The 16,526-nt window shown below is 33.2% G+C and carries 18 protein-coding genes, 2 tRNA genes and 1 riboswitch; of the genes, 19 read left to right on the top strand and 1 reads right to left on the bottom strand.

The window, feature by feature from the left end; genetic code table 11:
- Positions 1-135 precede the first annotated feature (135 nt).
- The 16 genes from IAI10_RS02825 to IAI10_RS02750 all read left to right on the top strand — a co-directional run bounded on the left by IAI10_RS02825 (position 136) and on the right by IAI10_RS02750 (position 14,541).
- Positions 136-1,314 (top strand): acetyl-CoA C-acetyltransferase, encoded by a 1,179-nt coding sequence (locus IAI10_RS02825; protein WP_315671777.1) that lies wholly within the window; start codon positions 136-138, stop codon positions 1,312-1,314.
- 712 nt (positions 1,315-2,026) lie between these two features.
- Positions 2,027-2,401: an ATP synthase subunit I gene (locus IAI10_RS02820; RefSeq protein WP_315671776.1), complete on the top strand. Its 375-nt coding sequence runs from the start codon at positions 2,027-2,029 to the stop codon at positions 2,399-2,401.
- A gap of 4 nt (positions 2,402-2,405) precedes the next feature.
- Positions 2,406-3,092 (top strand): F0F1 ATP synthase subunit A, encoded by a 687-nt coding sequence (locus IAI10_RS02815; protein WP_315671775.1) that lies wholly within the window; start codon positions 2,406-2,408, stop codon positions 3,090-3,092.
- A gap of 35 nt (positions 3,093-3,127) precedes the next feature.
- The gene (gene atpE, locus IAI10_RS02810; RefSeq protein WP_315671774.1) at positions 3,128-3,370 is read left to right on the top strand and encodes an ATP synthase F0 subunit C; all 243 of its coding nucleotides are present in this window, start codon (positions 3,128-3,130) and stop codon (positions 3,368-3,370) included.
- A 55-nt stretch (positions 3,371-3,425) separates the two neighbouring features.
- Positions 3,426-3,905 (top strand): F0F1 ATP synthase subunit B, encoded by a 480-nt coding sequence (locus IAI10_RS02805; RefSeq protein ID WP_315671773.1) that lies wholly within the window; start codon positions 3,426-3,428, stop codon positions 3,903-3,905.
- Positions 3,906-3,907: 2 nt separating this feature from the next.
- Positions 3,908-4,453, top strand: a complete 546-nt coding sequence (locus tag IAI10_RS02800) for a F0F1 ATP synthase subunit delta (RefSeq protein WP_315671772.1) — start codon at positions 3,908-3,910, stop codon at positions 4,451-4,453.
- A 4-nt stretch (positions 4,454-4,457) separates the two neighbouring features.
- A complete protein-coding gene (atpA, locus tag IAI10_RS02795; protein WP_315671771.1) occupies positions 4,458-5,972 on the top strand; it encodes a F0F1 ATP synthase subunit alpha in 1,515 nt (504 codons plus the stop codon).
- A gap of 23 nt (positions 5,973-5,995) precedes the next feature.
- Positions 5,996-6,847 (top strand): ATP synthase F1 subunit gamma, encoded by an 852-nt coding sequence (atpG, locus tag IAI10_RS02790; protein ID WP_315671770.1) that lies wholly within the window; start codon positions 5,996-5,998, stop codon positions 6,845-6,847.
- A gap of 30 nt (positions 6,848-6,877) precedes the next feature.
- Positions 6,878-8,278: a F0F1 ATP synthase subunit beta gene (gene atpD / locus IAI10_RS02785; protein ID WP_315671769.1), complete on the top strand. Its 1,401-nt coding sequence runs from the start codon at positions 6,878-6,880 to the stop codon at positions 8,276-8,278.
- 14 nt (positions 8,279-8,292) lie between these two features.
- Positions 8,293-8,688: a F0F1 ATP synthase subunit epsilon gene (locus IAI10_RS02780; RefSeq protein ID WP_315671768.1), complete on the top strand. Its 396-nt coding sequence runs from the start codon at positions 8,293-8,295 to the stop codon at positions 8,686-8,688.
- A 223-nt stretch (positions 8,689-8,911) separates the two neighbouring features.
- Positions 8,912-9,580: a hypothetical protein gene (locus IAI10_RS02775; protein WP_315671767.1), complete on the top strand. Its 669-nt coding sequence runs from the start codon at positions 8,912-8,914 to the stop codon at positions 9,578-9,580.
- A 65-nt stretch (positions 9,581-9,645) separates the two neighbouring features.
- A complete protein-coding gene (gene murA / locus IAI10_RS02770) occupies positions 9,646-10,899 on the top strand; it encodes a UDP-N-acetylglucosamine 1-carboxyvinyltransferase (RefSeq protein WP_315671766.1) in 1,254 nt (417 codons plus the stop codon).
- 154 nt (positions 10,900-11,053) lie between these two features.
- On the top strand, positions 11,054-12,112 hold the full coding sequence (gene spoIID / locus IAI10_RS02765; protein WP_315671765.1) for a stage II sporulation protein D: 1,059 nt from the start codon (positions 11,054-11,056) through the stop codon (positions 12,110-12,112).
- 126 nt (positions 12,113-12,238) lie between these two features.
- Entirely contained in the window at positions 12,239-12,970 is a 732-nt protein-coding gene (locus IAI10_RS02760; protein WP_315671764.1) for a M23 family metallopeptidase, read from the top strand.
- 218 nt (positions 12,971-13,188) lie between these two features.
- Entirely contained in the window at positions 13,189-13,443 is a 255-nt protein-coding gene (gene spoIIID / locus IAI10_RS02755; protein WP_315671763.1) for a sporulation transcriptional regulator SpoIIID, read from the top strand.
- 84 nt (positions 13,444-13,527) lie between these two features.
- Complete coding sequence (locus IAI10_RS02750) at positions 13,528-14,541, top strand: rod shape-determining protein (RefSeq protein ID WP_315671762.1); 1,014 nt, start codon at positions 13,528-13,530, stop codon at positions 14,539-14,541.
- A gap of 41 nt (positions 14,542-14,582) precedes the next feature.
- Here the strand turns inward: IAI10_RS02750 and yyaC are convergent, their stop codons facing one another.
- Positions 14,583-15,122 (bottom strand): spore protease YyaC, encoded by a 540-nt coding sequence (yyaC, locus tag IAI10_RS02745; protein WP_315671761.1) that lies wholly within the window; start codon positions 15,120-15,122, stop codon positions 14,583-14,585.
- Between the two features lie 104 nt (positions 15,123-15,226).
- On the opposite strand from yyaC, the gene IAI10_RS02740 reads away from it, so the two are divergent.
- The 3 genes from IAI10_RS02740 to IAI10_RS02730 all read left to right on the top strand — a co-directional run bounded on the left by IAI10_RS02740 (position 15,227) and on the right by IAI10_RS02730 (position 16,284).
- Positions 15,227-15,898, top strand: a complete 672-nt coding sequence (locus IAI10_RS02740; RefSeq protein WP_315671760.1) for a hypothetical protein — start codon at positions 15,227-15,229, stop codon at positions 15,896-15,898.
- 222 nt (positions 15,899-16,120) lie between these two features.
- Positions 16,121-16,192, top strand: a tRNA-Thr gene (locus IAI10_RS02735).
- A gap of 7 nt (positions 16,193-16,199) precedes the next feature.
- A tRNA-Tyr gene (locus IAI10_RS02730) sits at positions 16,200-16,284 on the top strand.
- A 103-nt stretch (positions 16,285-16,387) separates the two neighbouring features.
- Positions 16,388-16,488, top strand: a riboswitch (SAM riboswitch).
- Positions 16,489-16,526 lie beyond the last annotated feature (38 nt).

Here is a 16,526-nt window from a genome sequence, read left to right as displayed (position 1 = left end):
AAAAATAAAAAGATTGTTTATTTTTTAACAAAATCCTATTGATATAATATGGAATTATGGGTATAATTAAATTAAAGATGATTAATAAAACTTTAAATAAGAATGAAAGATGTACTTAATTTAGGAGGTATAATCATGAAGGAAGTAGTTATAGTAAGTGCAGTAAGAACTGCTTTAGGATCATTTGGCGGAGGCTTAAAGGATGTTTCAGCAGTAGATTTAGGAGCATTGGTTATAAAGGAAGCGGTTAATAGAGCTGGAATAAAGCCAGAACTTGTTGATGAAGTTGTAATGGGTAATGTTCTTCAGGCTGGACTTGGACAAAATACTGCTAGACAGGCTCTTGTAAAAGCAGGTCTTCCAGTAGAAGTTTCAGGAATGACAATAAATAAGGTTTGTGGTTCAGGATTAAGAGCAGTTAGTCTTGCAGCACAGTTAATAAAAGCAGGAGATGTAGATGTTGTAGTTGCTGGAGGTATGGAAAACATGTCAAGGGCACCATACTTGCTAAATGATGCAAGATGGGGACAAAGAATGGGAAATGGAACATTAGTTGATTCAATGATAAATGATGGATTGTGGGATGCCTTCAACAGTTATCATATGGGAATCACAGCTGAAAATGTAGCTGAAAAATGGGGAATATCAAGAGAAGAACAAGATGCATTTTCTGCTTCCTCTCAGGCAAAAGCTGAGAAGGCCATAAAAGAAGGAAGATTCAAAGACGAAATAGTTCCTGTGGTTATACCTCAAAGAAAAGGGGAACCTAAAGTATTTGATACAGATGAATTTCCTAGATTTGGAACAACAGCTGAAACATTAGCTAAGTTAAGACCTGCATTTAAGAAGGACGGAACAGTTACAGCTGGAAATGCTTCTGGAATAAACGATGGAGCAGCAGCATTCGTTGTAATGAGTGCGGAAAAAGCAGCAGAGCTTGGAATAAAACCTCTTGCTAAGATTCTTGCATATGGTTCAAAGGGATTAGATCCTTCAATAATGGGATACGGACCAGTAGGTGCTACAAAGGCTGCGTTAGACAAAGCAGGAATAACTGCAGATGAATTAGATTTAATAGAAGCTAATGAAGCATTTGCATCACAGTGTATAGCTGTTGCAAAGGATCTTAACTTCGATATGAATAAAGTAAATGTAAACGGAGGAGCTATTGCTTTAGGACATCCGATAGGAGCTTCAGGAGCTAGAATACTTGTTACATTGTTACATGAAATGGAAAAGAGAGATGTTAAAAAAGGTTTAGCTACACTTTGCATAGGCGGCGGAATGGGTACTGCTATTGTAGTAGAAAGATAATTATATAACAATTTATTAAAAAGGTAGTTATATCACATAACTACCTTTTTATTTATCGAATCTAGCTATATATGAATAAAAAAATGCATATAATATATACTATGCTATTAAGGTTTCAGGCTTTTAATAGTATATTTTGCTTTTGAATTGAAAACTTTTACATATTTCATGCTACAATTTACACAATATTTACAATAACATTATTAAATTTGTAACATAAATGACATAAAGCTATGTATTAAGGAAAAAAGCAAAAAGTACACACAACTCAAATTGTGAATAAATTATTAACTTTATAAATAAATTTAACAAAATATGAATAATTGAATTCTTGATTATGCAAAACTAAAGACAAAGATTAGTATTGTACACATATTGACAGGATATGACAATAATTGAAAGTGACAATTTGTTGATGTTTAAAGAAGTTGCAATAGTAAAATTTTGTATGTAAAGGATAACACAGCAGGTGAAGTAATTTGCGGTATTTTCAGAATATTCAAACATATGATTATTGTTTTAAAATCCATGCTAAAAATACGAAAAGTAATGCCATAATAAGCTAAAATGAGAAATAGGGGATATAATTTAATTAAATTGAATTTTTTAGTTAAAAATCATTGTTTTATAAGGAAATTTAGCTTTTTAAATAAACATTGGGGGATATATAATTTTATTATTGCCGAACGATAAGAACATGGAGGAACTATGATTGGATAAAGATATAAAAAATATGTTACGTAAGGTTATAATAATTGATCTGATAATAGGTATAGTTCAAAGTGCAGCAATTCAGTTTGTCTTTAATTCATATGGATTGATTGTATTCTTAGGAGTAGCTGTAGCTGTATTTAATTTTGTGATAAATGCTGCGGCAAGTGAATTTATACTTACAAAAATCAAGATTTCGCCCATGGTTTTGTTTTTGGTAGGTTTTACTTTTAGAATTATATTTGCAGCTGTTATAGGATTTGTAGTTTATACTTATAATAAATACAATGCTGCAGCTTATTTATTTGGTTATACCTCCTACTTTATAGGGGTTATAATATATTCGTCAAGTTTAGCAAATCTGGAAGGGAAGTGATGAGGTGGAGAAACTTCAACCATTGTTCACAATACATCTGGGTAGTCTAAATGTTACTATCACATCCAGTATCCTTGTACAATGGGTTATTATCGTATTATTAGCTATTCTAGCTAAGGTGCTAACAACCAATTTAAAAAAGGTTCCTGACAAAAAACAAAGCGCTGTAGAAATTCTTATAGAAATGCTGCAGAATTTTGTTAAAGAAAATATGGGAGAAAAGTATGTAAGCTTTATACCTTATGTTGGAACTCTCTTTATTTTCATTTTGTTAATGAATTTGACGGCACTACTTGGCGTAACACCTCCAACAAAGGACTTAAGCGTAGCAGGTGGTCTTGGGTTGATAAGCTTTGTTATAGTTCAAGTTAATGCAATCAAAAAAGTAGGCGTAAAACATTATTTCTTAGCCTACAAGGAACCGGTATGGCCTTTGATACCTATAAATATCATTGAAAGATTAGTACTGCCAGTTTCATTAGCTTTGCGACTTTTTGGTAACATGGTAGCTGGAGCGGTAGTAATAGACATGTTTTATGGTTTAATGGGTTCACTTGGATTATCATGGGTTCCACAACTGATTATACCAATACCATTACATGGCTTCTTTGACGTGTTTGATGGTGGTATTCAAACTCTAGTTTTCGTAATGTTAACAATGATGAATATTAAGATCGTTGCTGAGCATTAAAATTTACAACACTTATATTAAGGAGGAATTTAATAATGAATATTGATGCAAAATCATTTATAACAGCTATGTCAGCAATAGGTGCTGGTTTAGCAGCTATTGGATGCCTAGGTGGAGGTATTGGAGTTGGTAACGCAGCTGCAAAAGCAGTTGAGGGCGTTTCAAGACAGCCAGAAGCAAGTGGTAAGATTATGAGTACATTCTTCGTAACTGCTGCATTATCAGAAGTTACAGCTATTTATAGTTTGCTAATTGCATTGATACTTGCATTTAAGTAATAGTCAAATGGCACCTCACCATTTTACATAATTTAGAGGGGAGGCTAAAGTTTTAATGGATATAGATATTACAAGAGTGGTAATCACCATAATAAATTTTGGTATTTTATTTTTCATATTATGGCGTATTTTGTATAAACCTGTAGATGATAAACTTACATCCAGGCAAGAAGAAATTCAAAATACTATAAAAAGTGCCGATGAAAACAAAGTAAAGGCAGAAAAGTATGTTGCTGAAAGCGAAGCAAACCTAAAAGATTCCAGAAACCAGGGAAAAACCATCGTAGAAGATTATAAAAAGAGAGCTGAAACTTTATCAGAAGAAATAAAAAATGAAGCAAATAAAGAAGCACAAATAATTATGGAAAGAGCTACCAAGGAAGCTGAAAGAGAAAAGTTGAAAGCTGAATCAGAAATAAGAAATCAAGTAGTTGATTTAGCAGTATTGCTTTCTTCTAAAGCACTTGAAAAGTCTATTGATGAAGAAGAACACAGAAGACTTATTAATGACTTTATAGCTAAGGTAGGTATCTAATCATGTATGAATTCTTAGATAGAAGATATGCACTAGCTCTTTATCAAGCTGGAGAAGAAAAAGGCAAAGCTGATTTATATTTGCAGCAGCTTCGCGATGTTGTAGAACTTATCGATGGTAATGAAGATTTGCTTAATTTACTAAAACATCCGCAAGTAAGTAATATACGAAAAAAAGAAATTTTTGGAAAACTCTTCAAGGGAAAAATTGAAGATGAAGTATATGAATTTCTGATTATCCTTATTAATAAGGATAGGATAGATAACTTAAAGTCAAAATTAAATCAGATGGAGAAAATTCATCTTGAAAAAAATAACACAGTTATAGCAACTGTTAAAACTGTAGTTCCTCTATTGCAGAATGAGAAAGACAGCCTTGTAGAAAAGTTAGAGAAAAAGTACAGTAAGAAGATAATATTGAACCAAGAAATAGATGAAACAATTCTTGGTGGTGTTTTCATAAAGGTGGGGGACGACGTAATTGACGGAACCCTGAAATCAAAACTCGAAGAGATGAAAGAATTAATGCTTAAAGCAGAGCAGAGGTGATTTGATGATAATTAAACCGGAGGAGATTACCTCAATTATAAAAAGCGAAATCGAAAAGTACGACAAACAAGTCGAAACTGTAGATTCCGGAACTATAATTCAGGTAGGAGACGGTATTGCCAGAATATATGGTCTAAAAGACTGTATGGCAGGTGAACTTATTCAATTCCCTAATGGTGTTTATGGTATGGCGCAAAACCTTGAACAAGATAATGTAGGCTGTGTTTTACTTGGACCAGAAAAGGGAATAAAAGAAGGAGACACAATAAAAAGAGTAGGTAAGGTTGTTGAAGTTCCAGTAGGAGAAGCTATGCTGGGAAGAGTTGTAAACTCACTAGGAGAGCCTATCGATGGAAAAGGTCCAATCAATACTACTCAGACACGTCCTATAGAAGTTGTAGCTCCTGGAGTTATATACAGAAAATCAGTTAAACAGCCTCTTCAGACAGGTATTAAGGCTATAGATTCCATGATACCAATCGGAAAAGGACAAAGAGAGCTTATAATTGGGGACAGACAAACTGGAAAGACAGCAATAGCACTAGACACAATGATAAATCAAAAAGGTAAGGATGTTATCTGTATATATGTAGCTATAGGACAGAAACAGTCTACAGTTGCACATATTGTAAATACTCTTACTGAAGTAGGAGCTATGGACTATTCTATAGTAGTTTCATCCACAGCAGCTGATACAGCACCACTTCAATATATAGCACCATATGCAGGCTGTAGTATTGGAGAATACTTCATGCACGAAGGAAAAGATGTTTTAATAATATATGATGATCTTTCAAAGCATGCAGTAGCTTATAGAACAATGTCATTACTTCTTAAGAGACCACCAGGAAGAGAAGCATATCCTGGAGATGTTTTCTATATACATTCAAGATTGCTTGAAAGAGCTGCTAAGCTTTCAGATGACTTAGGCGGTGGCTCAATAACTGCACTTCCTATAGTTGAAACTCAGGCAGGAGATATTTCAGGATATATCCCAACAAATGTTATATCAATAACAGATGGACAGATATTCCTTGAAGCTGAATTATTCTATGCAGGTCAGAGACCAGCAGTTAATGCAGGTACTTCCGTATCAAGAGTTGGTGGTAGTGCACAGATACCTGCTATGAGAAAACTTTCAGGTACATTAAGACTTGAACTTGCTCAGTATAGAGAACTTGCAGCCTTTTCACAATTTGGTTCTGATCTTGATAAAGAAACTAGAAAGAGACTTGAAAAAGGTAAGAGACTAGTTGAAGTATTAAAACAGAATCAGTATGTGCCAATGAAGGTTGAAGATCAAGTAATTGTTTTATATGCTGCAATTAATGATTATCTTGAACCTATAGAGGTAGCTAAGATAACTAAGTTTGAGAAAGAATTCTTAGAGCACATAAATGTACATCATAGAGATATAATAAAATCAATTGAAGAGACAAAGAAGCTTACAGAAGAAGCTGAAAGTGAATTAAAGACAGCTTTAGCTGATTTTATAAAGATATTTATATCTGAGCAATAGTATTTGTCTACAGGAGGTGGACTATGGCAGGTGCAGGACTAATAGCCATCAAAAGAAGAATGAAATCTGTAAAAAATACTATTAAAATTACAAAGGCAATGAACCTTGTGGCCACTTCTAAACTTAGAAAAGTCAGACTTTCTCTTGCAAGAGCTGAAGAATTTAACAGCGAATATGCAAAATTGTTTGAAGATGTTAAAGACAACTTTGAAGGCAACAGTATTTTTGTAAGAGGCAACAAAAGCAAAAAAAAGCTTTATGTTGTCTTTACATCTGAAAGTGGTCTTTGCGGAGGTTACAATGTTTCTGTAGTGAATAGTGTTGCAGAATTTATCGGTGACGATAAAGAAAATTCAGAAATTTTTGTGGTTGGTCAAAAAGGAAGAAGCTATTTTAGAAGATTTAAATATGAGACAGCTGCTGAATATGTTGAAGTTTCTGATATTCCAACTATAAAGGAAGCTGTTGACATATCAAGGCATATCATCTCCTTGTATGAAGAAGGTAAAGTTGGAGAAGTGTATTTTGTATATACTCATTTCCATTCTTCTGTAAAGCAAGATGTTAAGATTGATAAAATGCTGCCCATAGAAATAGATAAGACTAAAATGAATAATAATTACATTACTTTTGAACCTGATATAGAAGCAAGCTTTGATTATTTGTTAAGGGAATATGTGAAGCAATCAGTTTATTATACCCTAACTACAGCAAAGGCTAGTGAGCATGCATCTAGAATGAATGCTATGGACGGAGCTACAAAGAATGCTAATGAACTAATTGACGATCTTAATTTGCTTTACAACAGAATAAGACAAAGTTCGATAACTCAGGAAATTACTGAAATAGTTGCAGGTTCTGAAGTTCAGAGATAAGACTAAAGTGTGTAGAAAAGGAGGAGCATTATGTCCGGTAGTATAGGTAAAATAGTACAAATCATAGGGCCGGTTATAGATATAAGATTTGAAGCTGGTCAGCTTCCTAACATCCTAAATGCTCTTGAAATTAAATCCAATAATGGTGAAACAGTTATAGCTGAAGTTGAACAGCACGTAGGAGATGACATAGTAAGAGCTATAGCGCTAGAATCCACTGAGGGTTTAAAAAGAGGAATGGATGCAGAAGATACTGGAAATCCTATATTGGTACCTGTAGGTGAAGGAGTACTTGGAAGATTATTTAATGTATTGGGAAAACCTATAGATAAAGGTGAGGCTGTTGTTACAGAACAGAAGTATCCAATACATAGGCCAGCACCAAGCTTTGAAGAGCAGTCAGTTCAACCAGAAATGTTTGAAACTGGAATAAAGGTTATAGATCTTATTGCACCATATCAAAAAGGTGGTAAGATAGGTCTATTTGGTGGAGCTGGAGTTGGAAAGACAGTTCTAATACAGGAGCTTATCAACAATATAGCTAAGCAGCACGGAGGTATATCCGTTTTCACTGGAGTTGGTGAAAGAACAAGAGAAGGTAACGACTTATATTATGAAATGAAGGAATCAGGCGTTATTGATAAGACCGCTCTAGTATTCGGTCAGATGAATGAACCACCAGGAGCTAGAATGAGAGTTGCTCTTACAGGTCTTACAATGGCAGAGTATTTCAGAGATAAAGGACAGGACGTTCTTCTATTTATAGATAATATATTTAGATTTACACAGGCTGGTTCAGAAGTTTCAGCGCTTCTTGGAAGAATACCAAGTGCCGTTGGATATCAGCCTACTCTTGCAACTGAGATGGGTGCTTTACAGGAAAGAATTACATCTACAAAGCATGGTTCCATAACTTCCGTTCAGGCAGTTTATGTTCCAGCCGATGACCTTACAGACCCAGCACCAGCAACTACATTCGCTCACTTGGATGCAACTACAGTTTTAAGTAGAGCAATAGTTGAACTTGGAATATATCCTGCAGTTGATCCGCTTGAATCTTCTTCTAGAATACTTGATCCAAGATTAGTTGGTGAAGAGCATTATGAAGTAGCAACTAAAGTAAAACACGTTCTTGAAAGGCAGAAGGAACTTCAAGATATCATCAGTATATTAGGTATGGATGAATTATCAGAAGAAGATAAACTTACTGTTACAAGAGCTAGAAAAATTCAAAGATTCCTATCACAGCCATTTACAGTTGGTGAACAGTTTACTGGATTAAAAGGTAAGTATGTTCCTGTAAAAGAAACTGTAAAAGGATTCAAAGAAATATTAGAAGGTAAATGTGATGATATTCCTGAATCAGCTTTCTTATTTGCTGGTACTATAGAAGATGTTAGAGAAAAAGCAAAATCAATGATGGCTGAATAAAGGAGTGAGAGTATATGGGAGAAGCAATTAAGCTAACTATCCTCACTCCAGAAAAGCAGTTTTTCAAAGGAGAGGTAACAAGTGTTAAAACTGAAGGCATAGACGGAGGATTTGAAGTGTTATCAAATCATATGTCTATGGTATCAATTTTAGGACCTGGAGTTACAGAGTTTACAGACAAAGATAATAAAGAATATAAAGCATTTACTTCTGATGGTGTATTAAAGGTTCATAATAATGAAATAAGCATCTTATGTGAATCTTGCGAATGGCCAGAAGAAATAGATGTAAATAGAGCTGAGGCTGCATTGAATAGAGCTAAAAAACGTCTTGAAAGTAAAGATAATATAGATGTGTTGAGAGCCGAGCTTGCGCTTCAGAAGTCTGTAGCTAGATTAAAATTAAAATAACAAAAAGCGCCCATCGTGGTGCTTTTTTGCTATATAAAATTATAATTTTAATAGCCCTGCGCCAAATAAGTGTGAAGATATATACTTATTTAGCACAGGGCTATATTGCATTTCACACTTTTTCACATTCTTAATATATTAATAATATAAAAATATATTTTCATAAGGTATAAATTCCTCTTACTGTGACAATAATTTAAATGTTTGATAGGGGGAATGGATTATGAAGATTCAAAAAAATATTTTAATATTTCTACTTAGTATTATTTTTATCTATATTAATCATCAATCAGTATATGCACTAAACAATAACAATGTAGATTTAGAAATATTACAGGAGATGGGAGGAAGTGTACAAGAATATGGAATAAGAGTGGTTGTAACTAAATGTGAAAAAAATCAAGATGAAGTAATAGAAAAATTTGAAAGAACATTAGGAATGAAAAAAGAAATTAAATCTAATGACGGCATAATAAATATTAATTTTCAATTTACCAATGGATATATAGAATTTACAAAAGAAAATCAGGGCACAGTAATAATGGATATTACTGAAAGAAAATCTTATAATGATATGACAAAATTAAAGTCTACTCTTGAATGCGAATTTAAGAAATTTGATTTTAAAATATATTATTATATAAAAGCTGAAATTGATAATAATGATATTAATAAATATAAGGATGAAGCTGAAAATATTATTAAAAAATATGCATTAGAAGATGTAAATGTTGAGAAACTTTCGTCGGGATATTTTTTATCAGCAAATTTAGGCAGTAACATGGGAATAAAAAGTGGAAATAAAATTATAGATTTTAACTGTGATATATTTAAGTACTCTAGCGGAACCTACCTTATAATAGGCGTTCCAATAAATTATATTAACTTTTAAAGAAAAATATAACATAAATAACAAAAATAAAGACATATAAGCAACAATTATAAATGGAGGACAATATGGAAAAATTTATAATAAAAGGTGGAGCACAGTTAAGTGGTGAAGTAAATATAAGTGCAGCCAAAAATGCTGTTCTACCTATAATAGCAGCTAGCATATTAGCTGGAGATAAATGTTCAATACTAAGCACACCCATGTTGGAAGACGTGGTTGTTATTTGTGATGTATTACGAGACTTAAATGCTTCTATAGAAGTTAGCGAAGATAGGATTGATATAGATACATCAAATGTAATAATAAAAGAGCCTAGCAGCGATCTTGTAAGAAAAATGAGGGCGTCATTCTTTATAATGGGTCCTATGTTAGCTAGATTTGGAAGATTTAAAACAGCATTACCTGGAGGCTGTAATATAGGAACAAGACCAATTGACTTACATCTTAAGGGGTTATCAGCTTTAGGGGTAAACTTTGATTTAGGGCATGGATATGTGGAAGCTACTTGTAATAAACTAGTTGGAAATAAAATATATTTAGACTTTCCATCTGTTGGAGCAACAGAAAATATCATGATGGCAGCTTGCATAGCAGAAGGAGAAACTACTATTGAGAATGCTGCAGCAGAACCAGAAATAGAGGATCTAGCTCTGTTTTTGAATAAAATGGGAGCCAATATCATGGGAGCAGGGCAAGGAACTATTAAAATAACCGGCGTTAAAGCACTAAAAGGTACTATTCATACACCTATATATGATAGGATTGAAAGCGGAACATTTATGATAGCGGCTGCAATAACAAAGAGTAAGATAAAGATAAATGGCATTCATGAAGAACATATGAAGCCTATAATAGCTAAGTTAACCGAAAGTGGAGCTATAATGGAAATAGAAGATAACTCAATAATTGTGGATGGCAGAAATGCTATGAAGCCTATAGATATTAAAACTATGCCATATCCAGGCTTCCCAACGGACATGCAGGCACAAATGATGTCTTTATTGTGCACTGTAAGAGGAACCAGCATCATTACAGAAACTATATTTGAAAATAGGTATATGCATGCTCCTGAGCTTAAGAGAATGGGAGCTAATATAAAAATAGATGGACGGAGTGCTGTAATAGAGGGAGTTGACAGGTTAACAGGAGCTGATATTAAAGCTACGGATTTAAGGGCAGGAGCAGCACTTATCTTAGCTGGACTCGCCGCAGAAGGTAATACAACTATATCTGACATATATCATATCGATAGGGGATATGTACAGATAGAAAATAAGCTTAAAGCTTTAGGTGCAAATATTGAAAGAATAAAACAGTAAGTTAAAACTGTCTTGACTAGAAGAAAGTTCTAGGAAGAGACAGTTTTTTATTTTGTTATAAGTAAGGGGAAATTGGAATATATATTGTATATGTGATTTGAATATTTTGATAAAAGAAGATGTTTTTATGCTTATTTTACTTTTAGGAGGTCATATGAAAATAGTATTTAAATCAACTCATATCAATATCAAGTTGACTGTAACCATACTTGCTGTGATTATAATACTGATTTTACCTGTAATCATGGGGGCATTTACTAGCAAGGGACATGGACGAGCTACTGTCAAGGAAGATATTTCATTTCATTTAGAGAATAGCAGCATAAAATTGGAGAATATAAGTATTAATGATGTATCAGTAAAATTATATCTCACAAAAGAAAAAAAAGTGATAGATCTTAATTTAGATGACTATGTAAAGGGAGTAGTTGCAGGAGAGATGCCGATTAAGTTCGAAGAAGAGACTTTAAAAGCCCAAGCTGTAGCAGCTAGAACCTATGTAATAGCTCATATGAAAAAATTTGGCGGTGAAGGCTGCACCTATAATGAGGAAGCAGATGTTTCTGATTCTACAGACTATCAAGTATATAAATCCAAGTCGGATATGTTTAAAGAGTGGTCGGAAAAAGATAGAGAAGCATATTGGAGCAAAATTTCTGCTGCAGTAGATGAAACCAAAAATGAAGTTTTAACTTATGATGGACAACTTGTTACTAGCCCAATGTATTTTGCGGTAAGCAGTGGAAGAACTGAGGATGCAAAAGCGGTTTTTGGTGAAGATAAACCATATCTTAAAAGTGTTGACAGCCTTGGTGAAGAAGAGGCTCCAAAATATAAGACAGATACTACTATAAAAAATTCAGAAGTAGCCTATAAGATAAATTCCAGTTTTCCAAAAGCCAATCTTAAAGAAAGTAATATAAACAAGCAAATAAAGATATTGGAATCAAACGATACCAAATCTATATCTAAAATAATGGTTGGAAAAACAACTATTTCAGGACCGCAATTTAGATTTGCTTTAGGATTAAATTCAACAAATATATCTTTTAAATTTAATAAAGATTCAATTACATTTACGTGTATAGGGAATGGGCATGGTGTTGGCATGAGCCAATGGGGAGCAAATATAATGGCTAAAAACGGACACAATTACATAGATATTTTAACTCATTATTATAATGGAACTAAAATAGACAAAATAAAGCAATAAATAGCTTCCGTTTTGTAGAAATATAAATAAACACACAAGAATTAGTCGGAAAAAAAGTAATATTTTTGAATAAAAATATGTATTTTTTACTAATCAACGGACAGACTACAAAATGGAGGTGTTCATATGGACAAAAAATTTTTAAACAAATCGTCAAACTTTTTTAAGAGAGAGGGTTTCTACGTAATACTATTTGTTTGCATATGCGTGGTTGCCACTACAGCGGCTATAGTAGCGAAAAACAATAAGTCAAGCAAAAAGTCACCTGTAGTGCAGGAGCAGAAAAAGCAAAGTGTAGCATCTACTACTCCAAGCACTGTAAAGAATAATATTCCTAATGCTTTGGAAGTGAAAGATAACAAAACTAATTCAGCAGTATCAGTTCCAAAGAATGGAACATCATCTCAGTCGGTATCAAATGCTGTAGATACGACATTTACAAAACCAGTAGATGGAGCGCTTGCAAGGGGTTACTCCACTGATCTTCAGTATTGTCAGACTATAGGCTCATACAAAACTAATCATGGAATAGAAATTTCAGCAAAATTGAATAGTGAAGTTCATGCAGTACTGGATGGTAAGGTAGAAGCAATAGATAATGATAAGACTGAATTAGGAGAATATATAATAGTAGACCATCAAAATGGCCTAAAAACTATATATAGCAACTTGAGAGAAGATGTAAAAGTAAAAGTAGGAGACACTGTTAAGAAAAATCAAATAATAGGATATGTGGGAAAAACTAGAACTAGTTACTCACAAGAAAAGTTTGGCGATCATCTACATTTTGAAGTAATGAAGGGAACGGAATATGTAGATCCAGCTAAATATATTGTTTATTCGAAAGCAGCAAACTAAAATAAATTTTTTATTATAGGAAATTGCATAATAAAAATTATTATTTTAATATAAAAAAATTATGCAATTTCCTAATTTAACATTTTTGTAAAAATATAAATTGAAGAAAGGTGGTGAAAAATCTGCTGCTAGTATGGAAATATTATTAAATAATATCTTAAAAAAGCACACAATTTTCATAGATATATTTAATAATGTTTTTAGCGGCAGATGGCGGATTGAAAGACTACATTGAAGAAAGAGTTCTTGAAGTCGCTAATTATATAATAGATTCCAAAGCTACCATTAGAAAAACGGCAAAAGTTTTTGGAGTTAGCAAGAGCACAATACACAAGGATATGACAGAAAGACTGCCCAAAATAAATCCTATTGTAGCAAAACAGGCTAAGAGTATACTTGACTTGAATAAGGCAGAAAGACATATAAGAGGCGGAAAAGCGACAAAGATGAAATATAAAGCTATTGAAGGATAACCATATTACTAGTATAATTAAGGGTAGATTTGTAATATTTTAAATATTTACTTACAAAGATGAAGAAGTCAGGAGTGAGTTGTAATGTGGTTTTTCGGGATGGGAGCAGACATGGGAATCGATTTAGGAACAGCTACAGTTCTCGTGTATGTGAAAGGTAAAGGAGTAGTGCTTAAGGAACCTTCAGTAGTAGCTATAGATAAGATGAATAACAGAGTATTAGCAGTTGGACAAGAAGCTAGACAGATGATAGGCAGAACTCCAGGAAATATAGTAGCAATAAGGCCCCTCAGGGACGGAGTAATTTCAGATTATGATGTCACTGAGAAAATGCTTAAATATTTTATTTCTAAAGCTTGTGGGAAAAGAAGAATTTCTGCACCAAGGGTAATGGTATGCGTTCCTTGTGAAGCTACAGAAGTTGAAAAAAGAGCAGTTAAGGATGCTGCAGTGAATGCAGGAGCTAAAAAAGTTTTTCTTATCGAAGAACCTTTGGCTGCAGCAATAGGCGCAGGATTAGATATAACTAAAGCAAGCGGCAATATGATAATTGATATAGGCGGAGGAACTACAGATATAGCTGTAATATCATTAGACGGAATGGTAGTGAGAGCATCTATAAAAGTTGCCGGAGATAAATTTGATGAAGCTATAATGAAATATGTGAGAAAAAAGCATAAGCTTATGATAGGAGAAAGAACTGCAGAAGAATTAAAAATTAATATTGGAACTGCATATAAAAGAGATGTAGACAACACAATGGAAATAAGAGGTAGAGATCTTATTTCTGGATTACCTAAAAATATTGTAGTTACATCTGAAGAAATGAGGGAAGCGTTAAGTGAAACTGTTTCTGGAATAGTTGATTGTGCATATTCAGTTTTAGAACAAACCCCACCTGAATTAGCTGCTGACATAATGGAAAAAGGTATTGTTATGACTGGAGGAGGAGCACTTCTTCATGGACTTTCAGAAGTGATATCTCAAGCCACAAAGGTTCCCGTATACGTAGCAGAGAATTCAGAATCTTGCGTAGCAGCAGGAACTGGAAAGTCTCTTGAGTATCTCGATATTTTAGATAGCAGCGTATATAAGTAAAAGTAAATCATATAATTATGTAAAGGACTAGAGAATAAGCTCTAATCCTTTTTATTTTCTTTAGAATATAAAAAATATGCATGTAAAAAGCTGTGAGAAATAACCTTAGCCATTTCTATTATTAAGTTTAATCTAATAGTTCTATTTGTGAATAATTCATTATTTTCGGAAGAATCTACAATGCCAATCAGCGAAGTATCTCCTACATCTGGTAATGATTTACCAACTCCTTTTCCTGGATGAATTGGATAATCTCTAAATTGAATTTCACCAATACTATTACTGTCACCTAAGCAAGCATCTATACCTATTATTTTAGCTTTGGGGTGATTATTTTTTATATCCACTAATTTTTTTTCTAAGTTCAACGCATGTATTGGTTCAGATATAGTTCCGTATACAGGCAAAGGAAAAAACTTATTTTTAAGTAATGTACCCACTAAAGGACCTAAACAATCACCTATACATCTATCGGTTCCTATGCATATTATTATAGTATTTTCATTTAGATAGTTTTTTACAGTGTTTGCTAATTCGTAGTATGCCAAAGCATTAGTAAACTTTACTTTAACCTTATCCAAACAATCACACCCCCCAATAATATATATGAGGATAGTCATATAAATATTAGAAATGTGAGAATAAAAAATTAAAAAGATGAAAGAATTAAAATGAGGTGAAAGCTGTGAAAAATAAATTTTTATCACTAACAGTTATAATTTGCACAATTATATCTGTTAGCATAATGAATTATAGTGATGCTATAATAAGCAAAATTGAGAATGTTAAAAAAATATCAGAGCAACAATCTAGGCTCCACATTGCTGCTGCAGAAAAAACTAAGGAAGTAAAAGAAGATAAGAAAGTAGAAAATAATGCTAAGAATGAGGAGAATAAGCAGCCTGTAAATGAAGTAAAAGAAACTAAACCCCAGGCGCAAACAGCTCCAGCAAGTTCTAGCAAAATTCCGAAAGTTGAAGAAAACACTGATGGAAATTACAATGTTCAGAAAGAAGAGGATGCGAAGCAGGATACAATTCAAGAAAAAAATACTGATCAAGAACAATATCCAGATTCCTCAGCGGTGTTTAAAGTGGATGCATATAAAATAAAAGGAGAATTGAGCTTTTTAGATAAGGCTAAAATATTAGAAATTGCAAGTAAAATACCGCCATCTGACTATTATAAGCTTAAAGACTATTTAACAAATGATGATCCTGTTGAAGGAATAATAAATACATTCAGTCTGCTAAGGTTAAGGCTAGGTAGTAAAGATTACGAAACCATAAAAAAAATAGCCAGTAAATATCTAGATGTGGACTGCGTAGAAAAATACATAAAAAACAGCGATAATTAATCATTAATTTACGTGTTCTTATAAGATTATTTTGCTGTTCTTGAAAAACATTTACTTAAAATATAAATATGTAATGTGCATTAATTGCTAGAAATACTTAGAAAAATGGAGAAAAATAAGTTTAATTCTGTATAAAGCACCATTATGCCATTTGAAATAGAAGCTGGTTCTATGTATACTATTCCTTGTCAGTAACGCGGCAAGCGCGTCAGGCAAGTAAATGCTGGCATGGCTCAACGGTAGAGCAGCTGACTTGTAATCAGCAGGTTGTAGGTTCGATTCCTATTGCCAGCTTAAATATGGAGGAGTTCCCGAGTGGCCAAAGGGGGCAGACTGTAAATCTGTTGCAAGTTGCTTCAGTGGTTCGAATCCACTCTCCTCCACCAAAGACACTCAATAAGCGTGTCTTTTTTTTATGTAATCAAGCTTTAATGTGTATTGACAATAATAATATTGAAATGTTATAGTAATATTATATTAATAAAATTACTCTTATCAAGAGAGGTGGAGGGACTGGGCCCTATGAAACCCGGCAACCGGTGATAGTACACAATGGTGCCAATTCCTGCAGTATTTCTGCAAGATAAGAGAGATGGTTTATAAACCTCTTCTTATCGAAGAGGTTTTA

The organism is Clostridium sp. 19966, from assembly GCF_032335695.1.
Lineage (GTDB): Bacteria > Bacillota > Clostridia > Clostridiales > Clostridiaceae > JACTOJ01.
Note: the sequence above shows the minus strand (reverse complement) of the source record. Positions and strands in the feature narration are given on the sequence as shown.